Annotated in this window: 12 protein-coding genes; 8 read left to right on the top strand and 4 right to left on the bottom strand. The window is 60.5% G+C overall.

Annotated elements, in window-relative coordinates; all coding sequences use genetic code 11:
- The 4 genes from HMPREF2565_RS02535 to tgt form a co-directional block, all read left to right on the top strand.
- Nucleotides 1–1,219 (top strand): MFS transporter (locus HMPREF2565_RS02535; RefSeq protein ID WP_071406825.1); only part of this gene is annotated, 1,219 nt, incomplete at its 5' end.
- Nucleotides 1,220–1,364: 145 nt separating this feature from the next.
- Nucleotides 1,365–1,868, top strand: coding sequence for a hypothetical protein (locus tag HMPREF2565_RS13645; RefSeq protein WP_141745879.1), 504 nt, complete (start codon nucleotides 1,365–1,367; stop codon nucleotides 1,866–1,868).
- Nucleotides 1,869–2,214: 346 nt separating this feature from the next.
- Complete coding sequence (locus HMPREF2565_RS02530; RefSeq protein WP_071406824.1) at nucleotides 2,215–4,647, top strand: MMPL family transporter; 2,433 nt, start codon at nucleotides 2,215–2,217, stop codon at nucleotides 4,645–4,647.
- A 6-nt stretch (nucleotides 4,648–4,653) separates the two neighbouring features.
- Nucleotides 4,654–5,937: a tRNA guanosine(34) transglycosylase Tgt gene (gene tgt / locus HMPREF2565_RS02525; RefSeq protein WP_071406823.1), complete on the top strand. Its 1,284-nt coding sequence runs from the start codon at nucleotides 4,654–4,656 to the stop codon at nucleotides 5,935–5,937.
- Here tgt and HMPREF2565_RS02520 read toward each other — a convergent pair.
- The 4 genes from HMPREF2565_RS02520 to HMPREF2565_RS02505 form a co-directional block, all read right to left on the bottom strand.
- Nucleotides 5,925–6,659 (bottom strand): sortase family protein, encoded by a 735-nt coding sequence (locus HMPREF2565_RS02520; RefSeq protein ID WP_070821469.1) that lies wholly within the window; start codon nucleotides 6,657–6,659, stop codon nucleotides 5,925–5,927. The genes tgt and HMPREF2565_RS02520 overlap by 13 nt on opposite strands.
- Nucleotides 6,652–6,936, bottom strand: a complete 285-nt coding sequence (locus HMPREF2565_RS02515; RefSeq protein ID WP_046648850.1) for a type II toxin-antitoxin system RelE family toxin — start codon at nucleotides 6,934–6,936, stop codon at nucleotides 6,652–6,654. Before HMPREF2565_RS02515 ends, HMPREF2565_RS02520 begins: the two co-directional genes overlap by 8 nt.
- A gap of 2 nt (nucleotides 6,937–6,938) precedes the next feature.
- Nucleotides 6,939–7,148, bottom strand: a complete 210-nt coding sequence (gene relB / locus HMPREF2565_RS02510; protein WP_042528872.1) for a type II toxin-antitoxin system RelB family antitoxin — start codon at nucleotides 7,146–7,148, stop codon at nucleotides 6,939–6,941.
- Between the two features lie 118 nt (nucleotides 7,149–7,266).
- Complete coding sequence (locus HMPREF2565_RS02505) at nucleotides 7,267–8,001, bottom strand: queuosine precursor transporter (RefSeq protein WP_070546933.1); 735 nt, start codon at nucleotides 7,999–8,001, stop codon at nucleotides 7,267–7,269.
- Nucleotides 8,002–8,435: 434 nt separating this feature from the next.
- Here HMPREF2565_RS02505 and HMPREF2565_RS14145 point away from each other — a divergent pair, with 434 nt between their 5' ends.
- From HMPREF2565_RS14145 to HMPREF2565_RS02485, 4 genes are all read left to right on the top strand, one after another.
- On the top strand, nucleotides 8,436–9,083 hold the full coding sequence (locus HMPREF2565_RS14145; RefSeq protein WP_232745250.1) for a hypothetical protein: 648 nt from the start codon (nucleotides 8,436–8,438) through the stop codon (nucleotides 9,081–9,083).
- Nucleotides 9,083–12,049 (top strand): VWA domain-containing protein, encoded by a 2,967-nt coding sequence (locus HMPREF2565_RS02495; protein ID WP_070546930.1) that lies wholly within the window; start codon nucleotides 9,083–9,085, stop codon nucleotides 12,047–12,049. Before HMPREF2565_RS14145 ends, HMPREF2565_RS02495 begins: the two co-directional genes overlap by 1 nt.
- Nucleotides 12,050–12,119: 70 nt before the next feature.
- Nucleotides 12,120–15,788: a tubulin-like doman-containing protein gene (locus HMPREF2565_RS02490; RefSeq protein WP_070821468.1), complete on the top strand. Its 3,669-nt coding sequence runs from the start codon at nucleotides 12,120–12,122 to the stop codon at nucleotides 15,786–15,788.
- Nucleotides 15,788–18,625: a hypothetical protein gene (locus HMPREF2565_RS02485; RefSeq protein ID WP_070821467.1), complete on the top strand. Its 2,838-nt coding sequence runs from the start codon at nucleotides 15,788–15,790 to the stop codon at nucleotides 18,623–18,625. Before HMPREF2565_RS02490 ends, HMPREF2565_RS02485 begins: the two co-directional genes overlap by 1 nt.
- The last annotated feature ends 14 nt before the right edge of the window (nucleotides 18,626–18,639 follow it).

Below are 18,639 nucleotides of genomic sequence, written 5' to 3'. Positions count from 1 at the left end.
ATCAACGCACTCTAAAACCGGAAGGGCCGGGTTAGGTGACGGCCTCATCCCGATTGCTTTTGCGCTTCAGGCACACCGAGTAGATCCGTCGGGGCGCGGCTTGACGGTGGTGCTTATCGCACTGTGGGCGGGCCGTTTCCTTAGTTCTTTAGTGGTCCGAAAGCTGCCGCCACCTCACCGGCCGGTGACCTGGATTCTGGGTAGTGATGTCGTTCGGATGTTGGCGCAGTGGGGACCCGTGGCGTGGGTGGTGGCTCGCGGCGATTCCATTGCTGCGTTCGCGCTCTCAAGCTGCGTGTACGGTTGTGCCTCGTCATTCTTTGGGCCAGCAAGGTTTAGTCTCTTGTCGCAGCTGTTTTCCGATGAGCAGCGCACCCGCGTCAATGGAACCCTGTCGATGCTCGGTGATGTGCTGTTTATCGCCGGCCCACTCATCGGTACAGCGGCAGTGCTCACCTTGGGATTCAACACGGTATTGCTTATCGACGGCGCCACTTTCCTCGTGGCCATGCTCTTTGTTCTTCCGTTTCTCTCAGTGCGCAGGGAACCAGCAGGCGAAAGCTCTAATGTCGCAGCGGCTGAACCAGAACCGGACAGCGCAGGTTCATCGAGCCCGAACAAGCCTCTTGCGGCCCCAACACTCCCGAGCTGGGTGCGGGTAGGGCTCGGCACTTGGCTGGTCGCGGCAATTGTCAACGGCTTCCTGGGAAGTGCTGGACCTACATGGATTATGAATACTTTCGACGAAAAGTCGTGGGGGTTTATGGCAACTGCGCTTGCGGTCGGTTCGCTGATTGGCTCAGCCGCAACAATTCTGAAGGCATTAGATCGGGTGCGTTTTGGCACCTTGCAAATTCTGATGCTGATTCTTCTGGCCGGGCAGATCCTGGCTTTGGCATTCTCCTCTGTCTTCGTGCTCATCGCCGCAGTTGGTGCTGCTGCGTCCTTGTTGATGACTGCGGCAGGCATTGCGTGGGATTCTCTCGGGCAGTCTTTGGGAGATGATGATCTGGTGCATCAGTTCGCAACAAAGGATCAGCTGGTCTTTACCGCCGGTACCCCGCTTGGAATGATTCTTTTCGCGGCGCTTTCTTCTCAGCCTGGTGTTGCGGCGGTTGCCTTGGCAGCTGCGTTGGTGGTTGCAGCTGTTGCGTCGTCCCTGCCTGTGGCGCGTTCGCCGCGTACGGCAGATATAGCTGAGGGTGCTGTTCCTTTGTAATGAAGTAAGTACGCATCGCAAGGGTGCAATTGGCCAGTTTGCCTACAACATCACGGCTCTCGGGCAGAGGCCTTCAGGTGAGTGGAGTTTCCAAAGTAGGCGCTACACATGTAAATCTGGGGTCTGTCTCTACCAAGGATGTGACGTGTTAGAAGTTGAACTATTTGCCTGGGCATTAACCGATGCAAAGACCGTCGATGAAATTCGATTGAATCTTGAGAAGGTGGGGACTTTCTCAGAAAAAGAATTATCCGATATACCAGCACTTGGTTTAACCTCCCTGATTGGGCGGTACACATTTGATTCTGCTCAAGAACTAGTACTGCCTGGTGAGATTGCACAATGGCGACGCGCATCGCGCACCGATGAATTTGATGATGCGATCAAACGCCTAAGCGCAGATCCCTGTGCCTTCGTTTTGTCGGTGTTAAACCAGCCGGACAGAGCGAATGGCGAGTTCGCGGCGGCGGTGCATTTAGGAGTAACCAAACGCGTCGGAAAGGCTGCAGCACAGATCTGGGCCGGGATGTTCTGTAGAGCAGGAATACAGCAGCTTCTCCGAGAAGGAGAGGATTGGAAAGTGCATCCAACTGCGGTCTTCGGGGACTCTCCTAGGACTGCCTATATACCGCTTCGTAGAAAACTTTGACCACCTAGAGTCCATTTATCAACTGCGCCGGAAGGTCATTATTCTGCGGTGTCATGGTTGATGACGGCGAAACCCCTCAACAACATGGATTTGAGAGTATGCCGAAAGCTTTCCTGGACGAACTCAAGCGTCGTGTGTCGATACGGTTGTCCTACTTAGTAAGAGCCGGGAATAGGTCGCCTGTGAATACGGGGTGTCTGCCGCAGTCTTTCAACCACGAGCTGGTGCTTATCTAGGTGCACGATGTCGTTAGGGCTTCACAGCCCAACTGGTTAAACTGGTGCACATTCGTGTCCACCACCAAAGCTTCCGCGAGCAATAATCGCGCATGTGAAGGGGAATTTCCGTGGCAAAGCTGCTCTACCACCTAGGCCGCTGGTCTTACATCAATCGATGGAAGGTCATCATCGCCTGGATCTTCATCGTAGCGGCCGCGGGCGGAGCGACCTTGAGCTTGATGAAGCCGATGACCACGGAGTACTCCATCAGCGGCACGCCAGCAATTGATGCCACCCGCCGCGCGGTGGAGCTCTTCCCGGAGAACGGTAACCCGGCCAATGCGCCGTCGGTCAACCTCGTCTTCAAGGCCCCGGAAGGGCAGAAGCTCAGCGATCCGCATAATAAAGAAGCGGTCGAGGACGTGGTGCACCACATTGCTGAAGGCCTTGATATCCCGGAGGGCAGCCAGCAGCGTTGGGGCAACCCGCTTGAGGTATCGCCAGCACTTCAGCAGCAGGTCATTGAGCAGTTCACCTCCATGGGTTTGCCGGAGGAGACCGCGCGGGCGGATGCCGATAACCTGGCCATGGTCAATGCTGATGAGACCATCGCTTACACCACCTTCGACTTCGATGCGGAAAGCCCCTATTCGGTGGACCCCGCGGATAAAGACGTGGTCCATGAGGCCATGGATATCGGCCGCGCGGCGGGGCTGGAAGTAGAGGCTGGCGGCGCGGGCTTCGGTGATGAGATCCAGGTCAATTCGATTTCTGAGGTCATCGGCCTAGCCGTGGCGTTTATCGTCCTCATTATTACTTTTGGTTCGCTGGCCTCCGCGGGCATGCCGCTTATCTCCGCGGTCGTGGGCGTGGGCCTGGGCGCGATGGGCGTCATGATTGCTACCCACTGGATGGAGCTCAACAACCTCACCCCGGTGCTGGCCGTCATGATTGGCCTGGCCGTGGGCATCGACTATGCGCTGTTCATCATGTCGCGCTACCGGCAGGAGCGCTCCCGCATGGACGGACCGGATGCCGCCGGCATGGCCGTTGGCACGGCGGGTTCCTCGGTGGTCTTTGCCGGCGCGACGGTCTTCATCGCGCTCTTTGCGCTACTCGTGGCGCGCATTAGCTTCTTGACGGCGATGGGGCTGGCCGCTGCGGGTACGGTCTTCATGGCCGTGCTTGTGGCGCTGACCTTGGTGCCCGCGATGCTGGGGCTGCTCGGTGATAAGGCCTTTGCTGGGCGTATCCCCGGCGTGGCCGGCAACCCCACGAAGCGCCGCCCGCGCCGCACGAAGCCAACGATGGGTAACCGTTGGGTGCGCACGGTGCAGCGTGCCCCGGGCATCGTCATGGCGCTGGTGGTGCTCGGCCTGGGTGCTTTGACGGCCCCGGTCCTGCACATGGAGCTGGCTTTGCCGGCGGATACCACGTCCAACCCGGATACCACCCAGCGCAAGGCAGCGGACCTGCTCTCCGGGGGCTTCGGCCCCGGCATCAATGGTCCCTTCCTGGTGATCGTGGATGGCGCCAACGCCAACCCGGATTCCGCAGCATTGCAGCCCTATATCCAGGGCCAGGAGGGTGAAGAAGATGAGCAGAAGAAGGCTGCGCTGTCCTCCTTCATCTATTCCGTGCAGCGCCTCAACCAGGTGGGCGGCGTCAAGCACGCCCAGTTGGTGGGCGTGAGCCAGGATATGAAGGCCGCGCAGATCATGGTCAGCCCCACCACTGCACCAACGGATGAGGCCACGGTTGGTACCGCTTCTGCCTTGCGCACCGCCGGCGCGGAGCTGGAGGATGCCACCGGTGCCGAGATCGGAATGACGGGTCTGACCGCCGTACAGCTCGACATCACCGAGCGTCTTGAGGGGGCCATGGGGCCATACCTCGCCATTGTGGTGGGGCTGGCCATCTTCCTGCTGCTGGCTGTATTCCGCTCCATCTTGGTGCCGTTGGTGGCGGGCTTAGGCTTCCTGCTCTCCGTCGGTGGCGCCTTCGGCCTGACCGTGCTTGTGTGGCAGGACGGCTTCACCGGCTTGGTGCCAGCACCCGGACCGCTGATTTCCTTCATGCCCATCTTCCTCATCGGCGTGACCTTCGGCCTGGCCATGGATTACCAGGTCTTCCTGGTCACCCGCATGCGCGAGCACTTCTCCCGCTTCCCGCAGGGCAGCGGCGGGAAGTACAGCAAGTACAACGCTAATGATGAGGCCACCATCGCCGGCTTTACTGCCGGTGCCCGCGTGGTCACCGCTGCGGCCATCATCATGATTTCCGTCTTCGTGGCCTTTATCAGCCAGCCCCTGCCCTTCATCCAGATCTTCGGCTTCGCGCTGGCGGCGGGCGTGCTTTTTGACGCCTTCCTAGTCCGCATGTCGCTTGTCCCCGCCACCATGTTCCTCATGGGGCACACCACCTGGTGGATGCCGAAATGGCTGGACAAGTTGATTCCGCAGCTGGACATCGAGGGCACCGCACTGGAAGAGGAATGGGAGCGCAAACACGCGGCAGCATCCCGTGAAGCAGAGGATAAGGCAGCGCAGCCCGTAGAATAGTTCCCTATGACTCACCCTAAGCCGCAGCTGGAGACCGACCTTTCCTTCGACGTGAAGAAGGAGCTGGACTTAGGCGGTCCAGCACAACCGGGAAAGCACGGCCGCACCGGTGTTATCCATACCCCGCACGGTGACATCCAAACCCCGGCGTTTATTCCGGTGGCCACCAAGGCCACGGTGAAGACGCTGACCCCGGAGCAGATTCGCCTGACCGGCGCCCAAGCCATTTTGTCCAACGCCTACCACCTTTATCTGCAGCCGGGCCACGACATCGTGGACGAGGCCGGCGGCGTGGCTACCTTCGAGAACTGGCATGGGCCGACCTATACCGACTCGGGCGGATTCCAAGTCATGTCCCTCGGCGTGGGTTTCAAAAAGGTCCTCGCCATGGACGTGGCGGAGCTGACGGACTCCGATATCCGTGCGGCCAAGAAAGAGCGCATGGCGCACGTGGATGAGGACGGTGTGGATTTCAAGTCCTTCATCGACGGCTCCACGCACCGCTTCACCCCGGAGGTCTCCATGCAGATCCAGCATGGCTTGGGTGCGGACATTATGTTTGCCTTCGATGAGCTCACCACGCTCGTTGATACCCGCACTTACCAGGAGGAGTCTGTCGAGCGCACGCGCCGCTGGGCGCAGCGCTGCCTGGATGAGCACGATTGCTTGACACTTGCCCGTGGCCCGCAGAAGCCGCGCCAGTCCCTGTGGGGAGTGGTGCAGGGTGCGCAATACGAGGACCTGCGCCGACAGGCTGCACGCGGGCTCGTGGAGCTCTCCGATCGCGCCGAAGCGAATGGCCGGCGCGGCTTCGGTGGCTTCGGCATCGGTGGTGCTTTAGAAAAGGAAAATCTGGGCACGATTGTGGGCTGGGTGTGCGATGAATTGCCCGTCGATAAGCCCCGGCACCTGCTGGGTATCTCTGAACCGGATGACATCTTTACCGCCGTTGAGGCTGGTGCCGATACTTTCGACTGCGTGGCGCCGACCCGCCTGGCGCGCCGCGGTGGCGTCTACACCCTCGACGGACGCATGAACCTCACTAATGCGCGCTTCAAGCGCGACTTTTCTGGTGTGGACGAGGAGTTTGGCGGTTACGTCTCGGAGAACTACTCCCGCGCCTACATCCACCACTTGCTCAAGGCCAAGGAATTCCTGGCCGGCACGCTGTGCACCATGCACAACCTAGAGTTCATGATCCGCCTGGTGGATAACATTCGGGAGTCCATCGACGGCGGCTATTACGAGGCATACCGCGATGAATTTATGGGGCGCTATTACGCCAAGTGACCAGTGACGATGACGTTGTACTCCAAGTCAGTGGTGCCGTCTACCGCACAGGCGATGAGTACGATGCGCCCGGGAACCTCGGTATTCATCAGGTCCGCGTCGCTTCCTAGTTGTTCCTTATCAACTAGGAAGGCGTTATCCACGATCCACTCGCGCCCGGCACCGCCCTCGGAGGTCATGCGGATGTGGGAGCCGTTGAGGATGGGCGTCGTAAAGCGCTGCACCTCGACGCCGTCGAGGCTCTCCACGGTGGTGGGGTTGCTCAGATCGACGTCGGCGGTGACCACCTCGGAGAAGGGGTTGAATACCAGTTTCTGCTGGCCCCAGGCATGGCCCAACACGTAGGTGGTGCCCTGCTCCGCCGTGGCGGGGGACTCGCCCCAGTCTTGTACCCATCGCACCATGGTCTCCTGCGGACCGGCCGGGTTGAGGGGCACGACGAAGGGCATCGAATCATAGGTCGCGCCCGTGATGGTGGCTGGGCCATCCATCTCAAACGTGCCGGTCAGAGCGGGTGCTGGGCCTTGGTTGAGCGGGGGAGGGGTGGTGCTGGGTGCTGCGCTTGACGACGCCTCACTGCTCACCGCCGTCGTTTCCGGTGCCGCGTGGCTCGTCGTTTCAGACGACGTGGTGACTTCCTCTGTACCCGAGCATGCCGCAAGGTTGAAGGCTGTAGCCAGGCCAAGGATGGGGAGGAGGGAACCTCGTAGATGCTTATGCATCGTAGATGTCCTTCCGGTGGCCAATAGCGAATACCTCAATCGTTACTTTCTGGTCGTGGATGTACGCCAGAATGCGGTAAGAACCGACCCGATAGCGCCATTCACCTGAACGGTTTGAAGTCAATCCTTTTCCGAGAGCTCGAGGGTCTTCGCAGCCCTCGAGGTTCTTTTGGATCCACGTCACGATGATTCGCGCATCGAATCGGTCAAACTTCTTTAGCTGTTTCCGGGCTTTCGAAGTGAATTCGACGTGATATGAAGTGATTCCCTCCGACATCTTTAGAGATCCTCGAGGACCTCATCAAGGCTAAACCGTTCGCCAGAATCTTCTGCCATTGCTGCGCGCAGTTCCTGAAGGTCGTAGTAGTCTTCGACCCGTTCTAAAAGTGCTGCTCGGGCAAAATCAGATATCGTCCGGCCTTCAAAGGCGGCTAAATTCCGAACGAGTTCCGCGTCGTTATCATCCATGCGAATTGTCAAAGTAGCCATATTTCCTCCTTAACCATCGTGAATACATTGTATTCATTGGGGCAAGTGAAGGGAAGAGTGAAAAGTCCCCCTCAGCACAGTGCGTGCTAAGGGGGTGAAAGATCGGGGCGGGTCGCTGCTACTTAGACGGCGCTGACGTAGGGGTGTCGGCCTCGTCGATAGGCACGTAGTCCTCGCGGCGCTTGACCCAAGAGATAACCAGCGTGGTCAGTGGAAGCATGATGACCTCGCAGGCGGTCTTCCACAAGAAGCCCACGATGACGTAGTTCAGGAAGCCGCTGAAGGAATCGATACCGATGACAGGCGCTGCGATGGCGCAGAACAGCAGGGTATCGCCGAATTCGCCGACGACGGTGGAAGCAACAAGGCGGGCGATGAGGCCCTTCTCGCCCGAGCGGGCCTTCATCTTCACCAGGGTGAAGGAATTGAGCAGCTGGCCCACGACGTAGCCGACGAGGGAAGCCAGCAGGATCTGCGGAACCAGGCCGAGCGTGGCGGCGAAGGCTTCCTGGCCTTCGTAAAAATCAGCCGCGGGCAGCCAGATTGCAATATAAAAGGAAACTGCGGCTAGAAGCGCCATGGCGAAACCGATGTACACGGCTCGGCGGGTGGACTTGAAGCCATAGCATTCAGAGAGAACGTCGCCCACGATGTAGGCGATGGGGAAGAGGAAGAAGGCGCCATCGGTGATAAGCGGGCCGAGCTGGACGCCCTTCGTGGCGTTGATGTTCGAGATGAGGAAGGTAACGACGAACACCGCGACCAGCCACGGGTACAAAGTGGAATGTACCGGGATGAATCGGATGCTCTCGCCACCCTTTGCGGTGGTTGCGGTTGCCGATTGAGTTGTCATGGAACAGCATCTTTCCACGAAACTGGGGGAAGCAGAAATGAGGAAATTGATTCCCGTCAGGCGGGGAGTGCTCCCATTCCACCTCGTTCCTTAAGAAAGAGCAGTTGAGCTGGCCCTTCCCGGGAGGCGGTTTCGGTAGAGCGCCCATAAAGATCTGTGAAGTGGGCAGAAAAAACGCTCCTAGTGTGGCATTCTTTTGCTTGCAGTGTTTTCGTGTTCCCTGCACGTTTCCTGTCTGCTGTGCCACGGCGCGCTCGAAGAGATTCGGGCGCGTTCGAATTTCGGGGCCGCTGAAGGGCAGGCTGTGTCAGGGGGTACGGCTACCTTGGTTTTAGTCCTTAAGCCTCCGGCTGGTCTTTTGTCTTCTGCGCCTTTCGATGGAGCAGGTAGAGGCTAGTCGGCGGCATAACTTCGCATTAGGGAAGGTCATTGATATGACGTTTGGTTCCCCAGGCTCGTCACCACAGTTCGGCGGGCGCCCGCCACAGGGGGCTCCCCAGCCAGGCACAGGGTCCGGAAACAGTTCTGGCTCTGGGTTTGGCGCGCCCGGTGGACCTGGCGGCTTCGGTGGCTTTGGCGCACCGAATCCTGCGCAGAACCCCGTACAGAAGCCTTCCTCGGGTTCTGGGTTTGGCCAAGGCTCCGATTCGGGGGCCGGTGGCTCCTTCGGCGCGCCGGGCTCGCCGGATGGCTTCGGCCAGTCCTCCCCGGCGCCGGACTACCGCCGCCAGGTGGCAACACCGACAGGCCCCACGAAGGGACCGTGGCCGCTTCTCATCGCAGCGGGCGTATCTGCGGTCATTGCGCTGATTCTGTTGATTGTCGCCCCGCTCGTGGCTGCCCCGACGCAGGTCCTGTTCTTTGGCCTGGCTATTGGCGGTTGGCTGCTGGCTGGAATTGTGTCCTTTATTCTCTTGGGTATCTATACGCTGCGGAACACGCAGCGCCAGGCTGAGACGTTTTATGTAGAGGACACCACGCAAACTTTGCTGTACCGCCTCATCATGGGCGGAAGTTTTGTCCTTGTCATTGTCGCTGCGGTGGAAATCGCCTTCTACGTAGGAAAGGCGGTTGGCGTCTAATGAAGAAGCTCACTCGTGTACTTGCCCTGTCCGCGGCGATGGCACTCGCCGGATTCGGCGGCAGTTTGGGAGCGGTGGCGCAGGAGCCTCCGGCTCCAGATGCCCCCGCGCCGGAGGCTCCTGCACCAGAGGCCCCGGAAGCCCAGCCGGAAGAACATAACGGGGAGAACCCAGAAGACCACGGCGGGGAGAATCAGCCGCCACAGGAGCACGTTGAGGGAATCGGCTCCGAGTCCGCGCTTTCTGAAGTCTCGCAAAAGAACCTCTCTGATTTTGGCTCCTGCATCGCCAGCGAAAAATCTGCGGACCTGTTGTTCGTTCTTGACCAGTCAGCCTCGTTGGTGGGCTATGAGGGGTCGAAGCCGACGGATGCTGATTTCTTCCGCGTTGACGCCACGGCGGACATCGTCAAGCAGCTGGCCAACCTCGGGGAGGACAATGGCGCAGACATCAACGTCAAGCTCGCCGGTTTCGGCTCCGAGTACTACAGCGATCCAGCTGACTATGGCGGGTGGACCAATGTCTCCGGCAACGGGGATGCTCTCAAAGGCGAACTGGACAAGTTCCGACAGGAGGACCGTGTTGCGGATCTAGAGACCAACTATGGCGCGGCCTACAAGGGAGCACTCAAGGAACTGGCTTCCCACCAGGGCAGCAGCTGCCGCGCCATCGTGTTCTTTACCGATGGCAAGTACTACACGGATGCCGAGGCTCACGATCTCCAGGGAGCGCAGGACAAGCTCTGTGAGGTAAATTCCTCTGTCACCGCGTTCCGCAACTCCAATATCCGCCTCTTTAACGTGGGCCTCGTGCCGGCTGCGGAAGCACAAGATCAGGTCCGCCAGCTCACCCGCATGGCGGAGGGCGAAGACTGCGGCCAGGGCGCTCCCAACGGTGCTTTCTTCGACGCGGGTGAGGATCCAGCGGCGCTGTTCGCTGCCTTCCGTAACCTCATCCCCACCTCGGGTGGTGTGACCAAGGAGGGAAACCTCAAGGACCAATTCGATTTCGTCCTCGATAACTCCGTGTCCCCAGTGCGATTGTCGGCGGTGCCGAAGAGCTCGGTTGGGGAAGGAGAGCTCATCCCTACCTTGACTGGGCCCGATGGTGAAACCGTTGAGCTCAAGCCTGATACCACTCACGTAGCCGGCGCGAAGGTCTCCGTGACGGAGAACAGCAAGCTTCCAGGCATGGTTGATATCGCGATGGAGAAGGACGGCGACCCCTGGGCAGGCGCCTGGACTTTTGGCTACAAGGTGGCTGAGGGAACTGATGGCGAGTACCTCGCGTCCGTCGTTATGGTGCCGGGCCTCAACCTAGACCTCAAGACGGAAGACGGCTCCAAGGTGGAAGGCGGCATCAACTCGGACCAGGTCCTGAAGGGGCAGTTGGTCGATGGCCAGGGCGAGCCGCGCACGCTGGAGGGCGAAGGTACCCTCCACGCCGAGTTCGTACCGGAGGATGGTTCCCCGGTCACCCTCGTGGACAATGCGCCCATCACGGATGGGCAGCCAGTCGACATTCCGCTGGACCAAGTGGAAAACGCGGCATCCGGTCAGCTGGTGACGCGCGTGGAGATCACCACCAAGGGCACCGATGAGCGTCCAGGCTCGAAGCTGGATCCCATCAACGCGGAAACGCCGCTGACCGTTACCCCGGTTAATATGCCGACGGTGGGCTCGGCGCAGACGATCACCATGACGGAGAAAGAAATTACCGTCGATGTCCCCGTGACCGGTCCCGGCAAGGTCTGGGTAGCAGACCAGACTGTGGATTCCGCTGACGGCATGCTTCCCGCAGGAGTACCTTCCGTTTCCGTGAGCTCCAAGCACAACTCTGAGGATTCCGCGCTGGAGCTTTCCAAGGATGAGAAAACGACCATCCCGGTGACGGTGAGCGTTGAGGAGATGGCGGATGGCCCGCTGCGCGTGGAGCCGGTGATTAACCTGCAGTCGGCTGAGGATAACCAACAGCTGGAGCTACCGCTGACGCTGCAGGGCTCCATGAGCGCGCCATTGAACAAGTCCGCGTTCGGTCTGTCCTTCGTCCTTGCGGTTGTGCTCGCGTTGCTGATCCCCCTGGGAATTCTGTACTTGATGAAGTGGATTAGCGGCCGCATTCCGGAGAAGCCGCGCATGTTTGCGAAGACCATCCCGGTCAAGCGCGATGGCGCGAACCTCATACGCACCGATAATGGCCGCCCATTTGCGGTGTCCAAGGACGAGTTCCAAGGTGCCGTTCCAGTGGAGACCTCTGCACGTTCTGTTCGCCTGGGTGGCAACGACGCCAAGGTAAAGATGGGCCTGAGCCCCTTTACCGCCGCCCACGTGGAGGTTCAGCGCGATGGCACTATCTCCAGTAAGGGCAAGAAGTCCGGATATCGCGCAGTGCTGCCACTTGCTGTGCAGAACACGTGGTTCTTCGTGGGCAACGCGAAGGACCGCAACTCCGGAGAGATCGTCCTGACTGTCGATACGTTGGCGCAGGCCAGCGCGTACGACGAGATGTCCAAGGAGATCAGCCGCCAGGCCCTGCAGCTCTTCGACCAAGTGGAATTCCCCGCCGAGAAGTCACAGTCGCAGGCACCGCCGCAGACGCCGCCGCAGGCGGGCCAGCCTGGCCCGCAGCCGCCGAATGCCCCGCAGAGCGGACCACACCCTGGCCAACCACCTACGCCGCAGCGCGGCCCGCAGAGTGCTCCCCGCAATGGTGCGCAGCAGCAACCGCCGCAGCACGGAGGCTTTGGGCCGTCCCAGCCATCCGGTCCACCGAATCACGGCCAGCCAGGGCCCACAGGCGGGCCAGGGCGCCCCGGCTTTGGCAGTGGCCCCAACGTTGGTGGCGGATCCAGCTTCGGTGGAGGCCCCGGTTTCGGCCAGCCAGGCCAGCAGCGACCGAACAATCCTGGTAACCCTGGTAACAATGGCGGCTGGCCCCCTAGCCCGGGATTCGGCTCCCAGGGCTAAGCCGGTTGAGCAGCACGCACCAACCCTAAATAGAACAGAAGCGAACCTCCCCTTCGAAAGGTAATTAGAGATGAAGAAGTTCCTCGTCGTCGGTTGCGGTGGCTCCGGCGCCAAGACACTGGCGTTCATGATGGACCAGCTCAAGGCCGAGCTGCGAAGCATCGACCCGGACTTAACCGAGCTGCCCAAGGCTTGGCAGTTCGTCAACATCGACGTGCCGCTCGAAGAGGAAGCCGGCCCGCAAAAGCTGCCGAACGTTACGCAGAACGGTGGCCACTACGTGGGCATTGGTTCGCGCCAGAACTACAACACCTTCGATGAAGGCGTATCCAGCATCCTGGGCCGCTCCGGCAAGCTCGGGGAGATCGCAACGTGGGCCACCCGCAACCCCGCCACCAATGACGTGAAGCTGGCTGACGGTGCCGGCCAGTACCGTGCGATCGGTCGCATGCTGACCCTTCCGCACCTGAAGGAGATTCGCCAGGCCCTCAAGGATGCGGTGGATGAGATGTTCACACAGGAGGCGATCCAGGAGCTCAACCGCCTCAACTACAAGCAGACCAAGTTGGACTCCGATACCGGTGATTCCCAGCCGGTTGTCCTCGTGGTGTCCTCCATGGCAGGCGGTGCAGGTGCTTCGATGTTCCTCGACGTGTGCCGTGTGCTCACCACCATTCCGAACGTGAACCCGCAGGGCACGCTCGTCTTCATGTACTCCCCGGAGATCTTCTCCGATAACAAGGCAGATGACATGGCCGGCGCGTGGCCGAACTCGCTCGCCATGTTCGGTGAAGTCGTCGCCGCGCAGATGGGCAACTCCAGCGACCATGACCGCGCCGTCTTTGAGGCCTTCGACATGGGTACTCCGCCGGAGGGCCAGATCTTCAGCCGTATTTTCCCGATCGGCTCCAAGATGGGTACCACCAGCGCCCGCTTTGGTGACGGCTCCGCCATGTCCATCTACCGTGGCCTGGGACGAGCCTTGGCAGGACTGATGGCCTCCACCAAGGCCAGCGATAACTTGGTGTCCTATGCAATGACTAACACTCCGGCCGGTGACGGCGGCCGCCGCTTCTTCGGCTGGGATAGCCCGACGGGTGGAACCCCGTGGGGTCGCCTGCCTTGGGGTTCGCTGGGTTATGCCCAGGTGTCGATGGGCCGCGATCGCTTCGCCGAGTATTCCTCCCAGCGCCTTGCGCGCAGTGCCTTCGAGCGCCTCTTCAACGGGCACCTTGACCCGCAAAACCCCGAGGCCGGCGAGATGCAGATTGCCAAGAAGCTGGAGGAGCGCCTGCCCAATGCCTTCGGCTCCATCACGCTCGATCCTTCTTGGGCGCAGGGCGGGCAGATCGACAGCGGCAGCGTGTGGAACTGGCTCAACAGCGTGTTTGGCGGTCAAGCCCAGCAGGCTGCAGACAGCGCCACGAAATACCTGCAGAGCTTCATCCCCGTAGGCCAGGGCCGCAACGTTAACGAATGGCGTGAAGAGTTCGAGGGCAACATGGCGGATCCGCGCAACGAGCAGGCCATCGCATCTGTTCTTAACAATGCCGCCTATGACATCGTCTACCGCTACGCCAACTTCTTCAGCGATAGCGTCCTCGCTGCCGTGGAGGCGGAGCTGGCCGCGGTGGGCGTTCCTTATGTGCGCGAGATGCTCTCCAAGATCACGGATGTTCTCACCAACTCCGACCGCCTCCTGCCGTGCCTGGCTGAGTACTCCGGCTACTACCAAAACACCCGCGTGCTGACGAAGCCGGAAGGCGCGGATCCCATCCTCAGCCCATTGACCGGTAAGGGGCAGATGACGGACCCGACTCCCACCGTCAATGCGCTCATGGGCCTGTACTTCAACCAGTTCTACAGCTACGCCCTCATGGCCATCGCACACCTGCTCAAGGACGTCCTTCAGGATTACGCCGATGAGAACCTCTTCCACCTCAAGCGCGAGCTGGGGGATGCCCACGCGGTGTTGGAGAAGGCCGTGTCGAAGCGCCCGGAAACCAACAAGCTGGCTGATGTCCGCACCGATGAGGTCAACTCGTGGCCGACGGAGTTCGATGAGGTCGTGGAATCCCGCTTCAAGGGCGCGGAGAACGAAATCATGCTGACCGACGTCAACTCCTTCATCTCGGACTACCGGGACCAGATGTTGCGCACCATCCAGGGCCAACAGTCCACCGCGGATGTCACTAACTACGAGCAGGCCTACCCCTTTGCCGTGCGTGCCGTCATCCGCGGCGAATGGGAATCGCTCGATGCGGCCCAGGCACCGAATGACACGTTGGCGCCGCAGAAGCGCACCAACGATGCCTACTCCAACCGGGCCGGCTGGGTATCCAAGTACCTCTCGCGCCATCCGCAAAATGGCGAAACCCGCGAATCACAGCGTGCGCACTACCGGGCGAAGATTCGCCCGACGGACCTGCTGGAGCGCTCGCGTCAGTGGATTAACCGCCGTGACTACGAGTTCCAGAAGTTCAACTCTGTGGACCTGCGCCGCTACCTCACGCTCACCCCAGACATCAACGAGGTTGAGCACGCGGAGCGTCAGCGTCGCTTCATCGAGGCCTTCCAGCTGGCCCTGAGCTATGCCCGCCCGCTGGCTGCCGTCAACGATGAGATGGTCCAGCGCATCCACGGCAAGTCGGTGCAGTACACCTACTCTTTCTCCGATATTCCGTTTGCGGAGCTGGGCTCTGCGGAGACCGGCATTGCCGCTCAGCTGGAGTCAGTGCTGAGCCGCCCTGAGATTGATGGTCCTTCTTCCGTGGCTTTGCGCAATTCGCTCAACATGTCGGACCACGTCCAGCACATTGAGATCTTTGGTTCCTACCCGAACTACTCGCCGATCGTCTTCTCCTCCATGTTCAACTACATTGCCAAGGACATTGAGAAGCAGGACAATTTCGACGGCTCCTGGTGGTCTGAGCGCCGCACCCGCCCGTTGCCGGCAGCACTGCCTTTGACGAACACGGAACGCCAGGCCATGGTGGCTGGCTGGATCATCGGGCGTATCACCGGCCGCGTCTACATTTCGAACCCGGATGCCGCCAACGCTGCGGCCCACATTTTCGATGACACGGATGGCGGCGTCAACGATTGGGTGGACTTCCCGAACCCGCTGCTCATCTCACCACGCCGCATGATCAAGAAGTCGGACTGGATGTCCTCGGTGCTGGAATCCATCTTCATCGCCTACGCCAAGGTTCAGGAAACTGGGCGTTATGGTTTCGCCTCCTCGCTGTACCCGTACCAACTGTTGCGTGGGCTTTTCGACGACGGCCTCGACTTCGCTCACTCTGGCGCCTCGACGCACCCAGTGGTGCATCGCCTGGCACAGTTCCTGGCTAACGGTGACGTCCCGAACCGCGGAGTTGTAGGAACCTCCATTCAGGATCGCTACGAAACTTTCGTCAACGAGCTGGACAAGTTTGCTCGCGGCGCAGACCACTTCGTGCCGGGGCACTCCAATGCTCTGCCGGGCCAGGGCCGGAAAGAAAAGCCTTTCGCTGAGATCCGTTCCCGCGAAGTTGCCTCGATAACGCCGTACTACCGTGACTTGGCGTTGGACGTCATCGCGATGGTTCCGGTCATCCGCAACTACCTGGATCAGGCTAAGACGGTGGCGGAGAATCCCGTGGCCCAGCCGGAGCCGCAGGTGCGTAGCTCCGAGTCAGGCTTCGCCCAGCCCACCGCGCCGGAATTCAACCTCAACGACCTGGATGACACCTTCTAATGACGAACGTAATTATCTTTGGACACGGCGCCACCGCGGATGACATCCGCTCTCGCCTTAGCGATCTGCGTGCGGTTGGTCTCCTGCAGAACTTCCTCTGGATCGACTATGCCCACCCCACCAGTGGGGCCGTCGTGCGCTCCTTTACGGAAGAGGGAACGGCGCGCTTGTCGACGCTCGACGAGGCCCTCCGCAGCTTCAGCGGGGACGTCCTCCTCGCCACCATTGACCCGATGGACGCGGAACAACCGCAGGACGTCGACAAGCTCACGGAGTGGGTCAGCGCCGTCGATCAGCGGCTCATCCAGGCCTCCAATCTGCGCGTGCGCCTGTTGCTTTCCGCCCTCCCGCGCGAAAGCGTGGACATCGCCCCGTTACAGGGCTGGAGCAACCTCGTGCTCTCCCCGGAGGAGGGCGGAACCCCGGCGTCGTCGCGCATCCGTCCCATTAAGCGCACCGCGGACGGCTTCGAGTTGGCACAGTTCGCAGCCCCGGCCGTGGCCAGCATTTTCGGTCTGTGGCGCGGCATGCCGGAACCGGCGGTGTTGGATCCGGAGACGCACCGCGTCATCGAAACAGGTGACCGGCAGCGTTTCCGTCTCGTGCGCGCTTTCCACCGCACCATCGATGCCAATGACATCGAGGACAAGGTTAAAAAGGCTGTCTTCGATCCCGCCCAGCGCCTGCCACAGCCGCAGGTCAACAACATTTCGCGCACCGTGCATTATGCCAACCCGGAGCAGCTCACGGAGCAGTGCGCACAGATGTTCATCAACCAGGAGATTGCTCCGTTGGTGAGCGCCCCGACCGCCTATGAGGAGCTGCAGTCCCACAAGGTCAGCGGCTGGGCAGCACTGAAGGATAATCTGCGTTTGTACTGGTCCACGGTGGTCGGCAAGCCCCAGGATTGGGTTGAGGGCCAGCGCGGTGCGATGAACAAGAACGCGGCTACCTTCTTGCAGAAGATGCTCTACGGTGAGGACTCCAGCGTGGAGGTCGTCTTGGCGGGGCACTCCGGCAAGGGCAGCGGCGCGACGAGCGTCGAAGAGCTGCGCCAAGCCAGCGAGCACACCATGCGGGTCGCCCGGGAGCAGCACTTTTCTCTGGGACAAGAACCGCAGTTGTCGCGCACGTGGGAGGCATACCACGACTATGCACTCGGCTTGGTCGATGGCTCGTGGCGCGAGAGCATCGACACCAAGGGGCTGCGCAATAACCAGGGCAACATGTACATCGTGCAATACGGTGGCCAGTCTGTGCAGGATGTCAGCGCTTCCTTCCAAGGCTTCCACCCGCTGATGACCAGCACGCTGGGCTACACACACGAGTCCCAAGCAACCGTCGCGCCTTTCGATCCGGTAGGTGCCGAGCGTTTTGCCGCTGACATCGAGTACACCAGCCAGCAAACCCGCAACGAGGCGGTGAGCCGCAAGAAGCACGAGTTTGCGTCGTGGCGAGCAAAGAACAGCACCACCTTCGCCTGGAAGGTGGGCCAGGGCCTATGGGAGAAGCTGGGGCATGCCCAGCAGAAGTACCGCGACGCGCACGCCAAAGCACGCGAGCTGCAAGAGCTGGCCAATAACTTCCAAGCGCGTGATTTCAACGCGGAAAACAAAGCACTGACCCGGAAGCTGCGCACGATGTGGATCGTGCTCTTCGTGGCGCTTGCTCTCATGACCTACATGGTGGCCGGGCGCTACAATCCAGACTTGCCGCTGGGTGAGTACCTACAGTGGTTCGACTGGCCGTGGTACGTCGTGGGCATCATCCTGGCGGTCGTGCTTTTCCTCGTCTGCTCCTGGGCGGTGTTTACTAAGGCCCAGCGTGAAATCTTTGACTACGTGCAGAGACGAAAGCTGCTCAACCGCAATCAGGAAATTGCCGCCCAGAATCTGGCAACCTCCTCCGCGGAGATCTCGCGCATCTCTAATGCCTATAACCAGTTCCTGAGCTGGTCGGCGCTGCTGGGCCGTGCGATCTACGCACCTTTCGGCCGCAAGGAGACGTCGAGCGACCGGCTGCGGACACCGCAGTCGGGTCTTCCAGAAAACGCTCGCATCGCCCAGGCCGTGCTCAACCGCGACGATGCTGTGCGCATGACGGATGAAATCCGCTCCTACATCTTCCAGACCGAATGGGCGCACCGTTCGCTTAAGTCGCTGCTCGATGACATGAATAACACCTTCGAGCGCAACCGCACTGGCCACTCGGCCGTGGCACTCAATGAGATGTGGGGCATGGCTGGACTGGGGTCCAGCACCGCCTTGGATAACCTGTCGCGCAACCTCGATCACGCTTACATGCAGGACCGTGACCTGAAGCAACAGGAATGGCAGAAGGTCATCACGGACCCGCGGATGACCCGCAGTCTGCAGCGCTACCTAAGCCGCGTGACCTTCCGCGAGGAGGGCGGCAGCCGCGTGCAGAGCACCTCCGAGTTCCTCGCCGGAATGAACCAGGAAAAGGGAGCCCTCCAGGCCTTTAGCCCCAACGCACTCACCAGCGCTGGCGGCGCTGAAGGTTATACCGAAATTGATGGCTCCCGCACGCGCATCGTGGAGGTCGACAGCCAGACCGCGCTGACCAGCCAGCTTTCACGCTCGGTGACCGTGGTGCAGTACGGAAAGATTACGGATTTCAAGTACTTGATTCCGGATGCGTCGTCCAGCGCACAGCCCTTTGCTCAGCCTTCGGATCTGTCCTTGGATGAGTTGGATGACACGAATCATATGGACTTTAAGTCGCCGGTGCAGGAGAACAACGAAGGCTCAGCCGCACGTCCATTCTTTGGCCAGCCGGCAGCCCCGGACCTCTCAGACCTCGACGAAACCTTCTGACGGAACCTCTTTAA

It is taken from the genome of Corynebacterium sp. HMSC072A04, assembly GCF_001809235.1.
GTDB lineage: Bacteria > Actinomycetota > Actinomycetes > Mycobacteriales > Mycobacteriaceae > Corynebacterium > Corynebacterium hiratae.
This window is presented reverse-complemented; position numbering and strand designations above follow the sequence as displayed.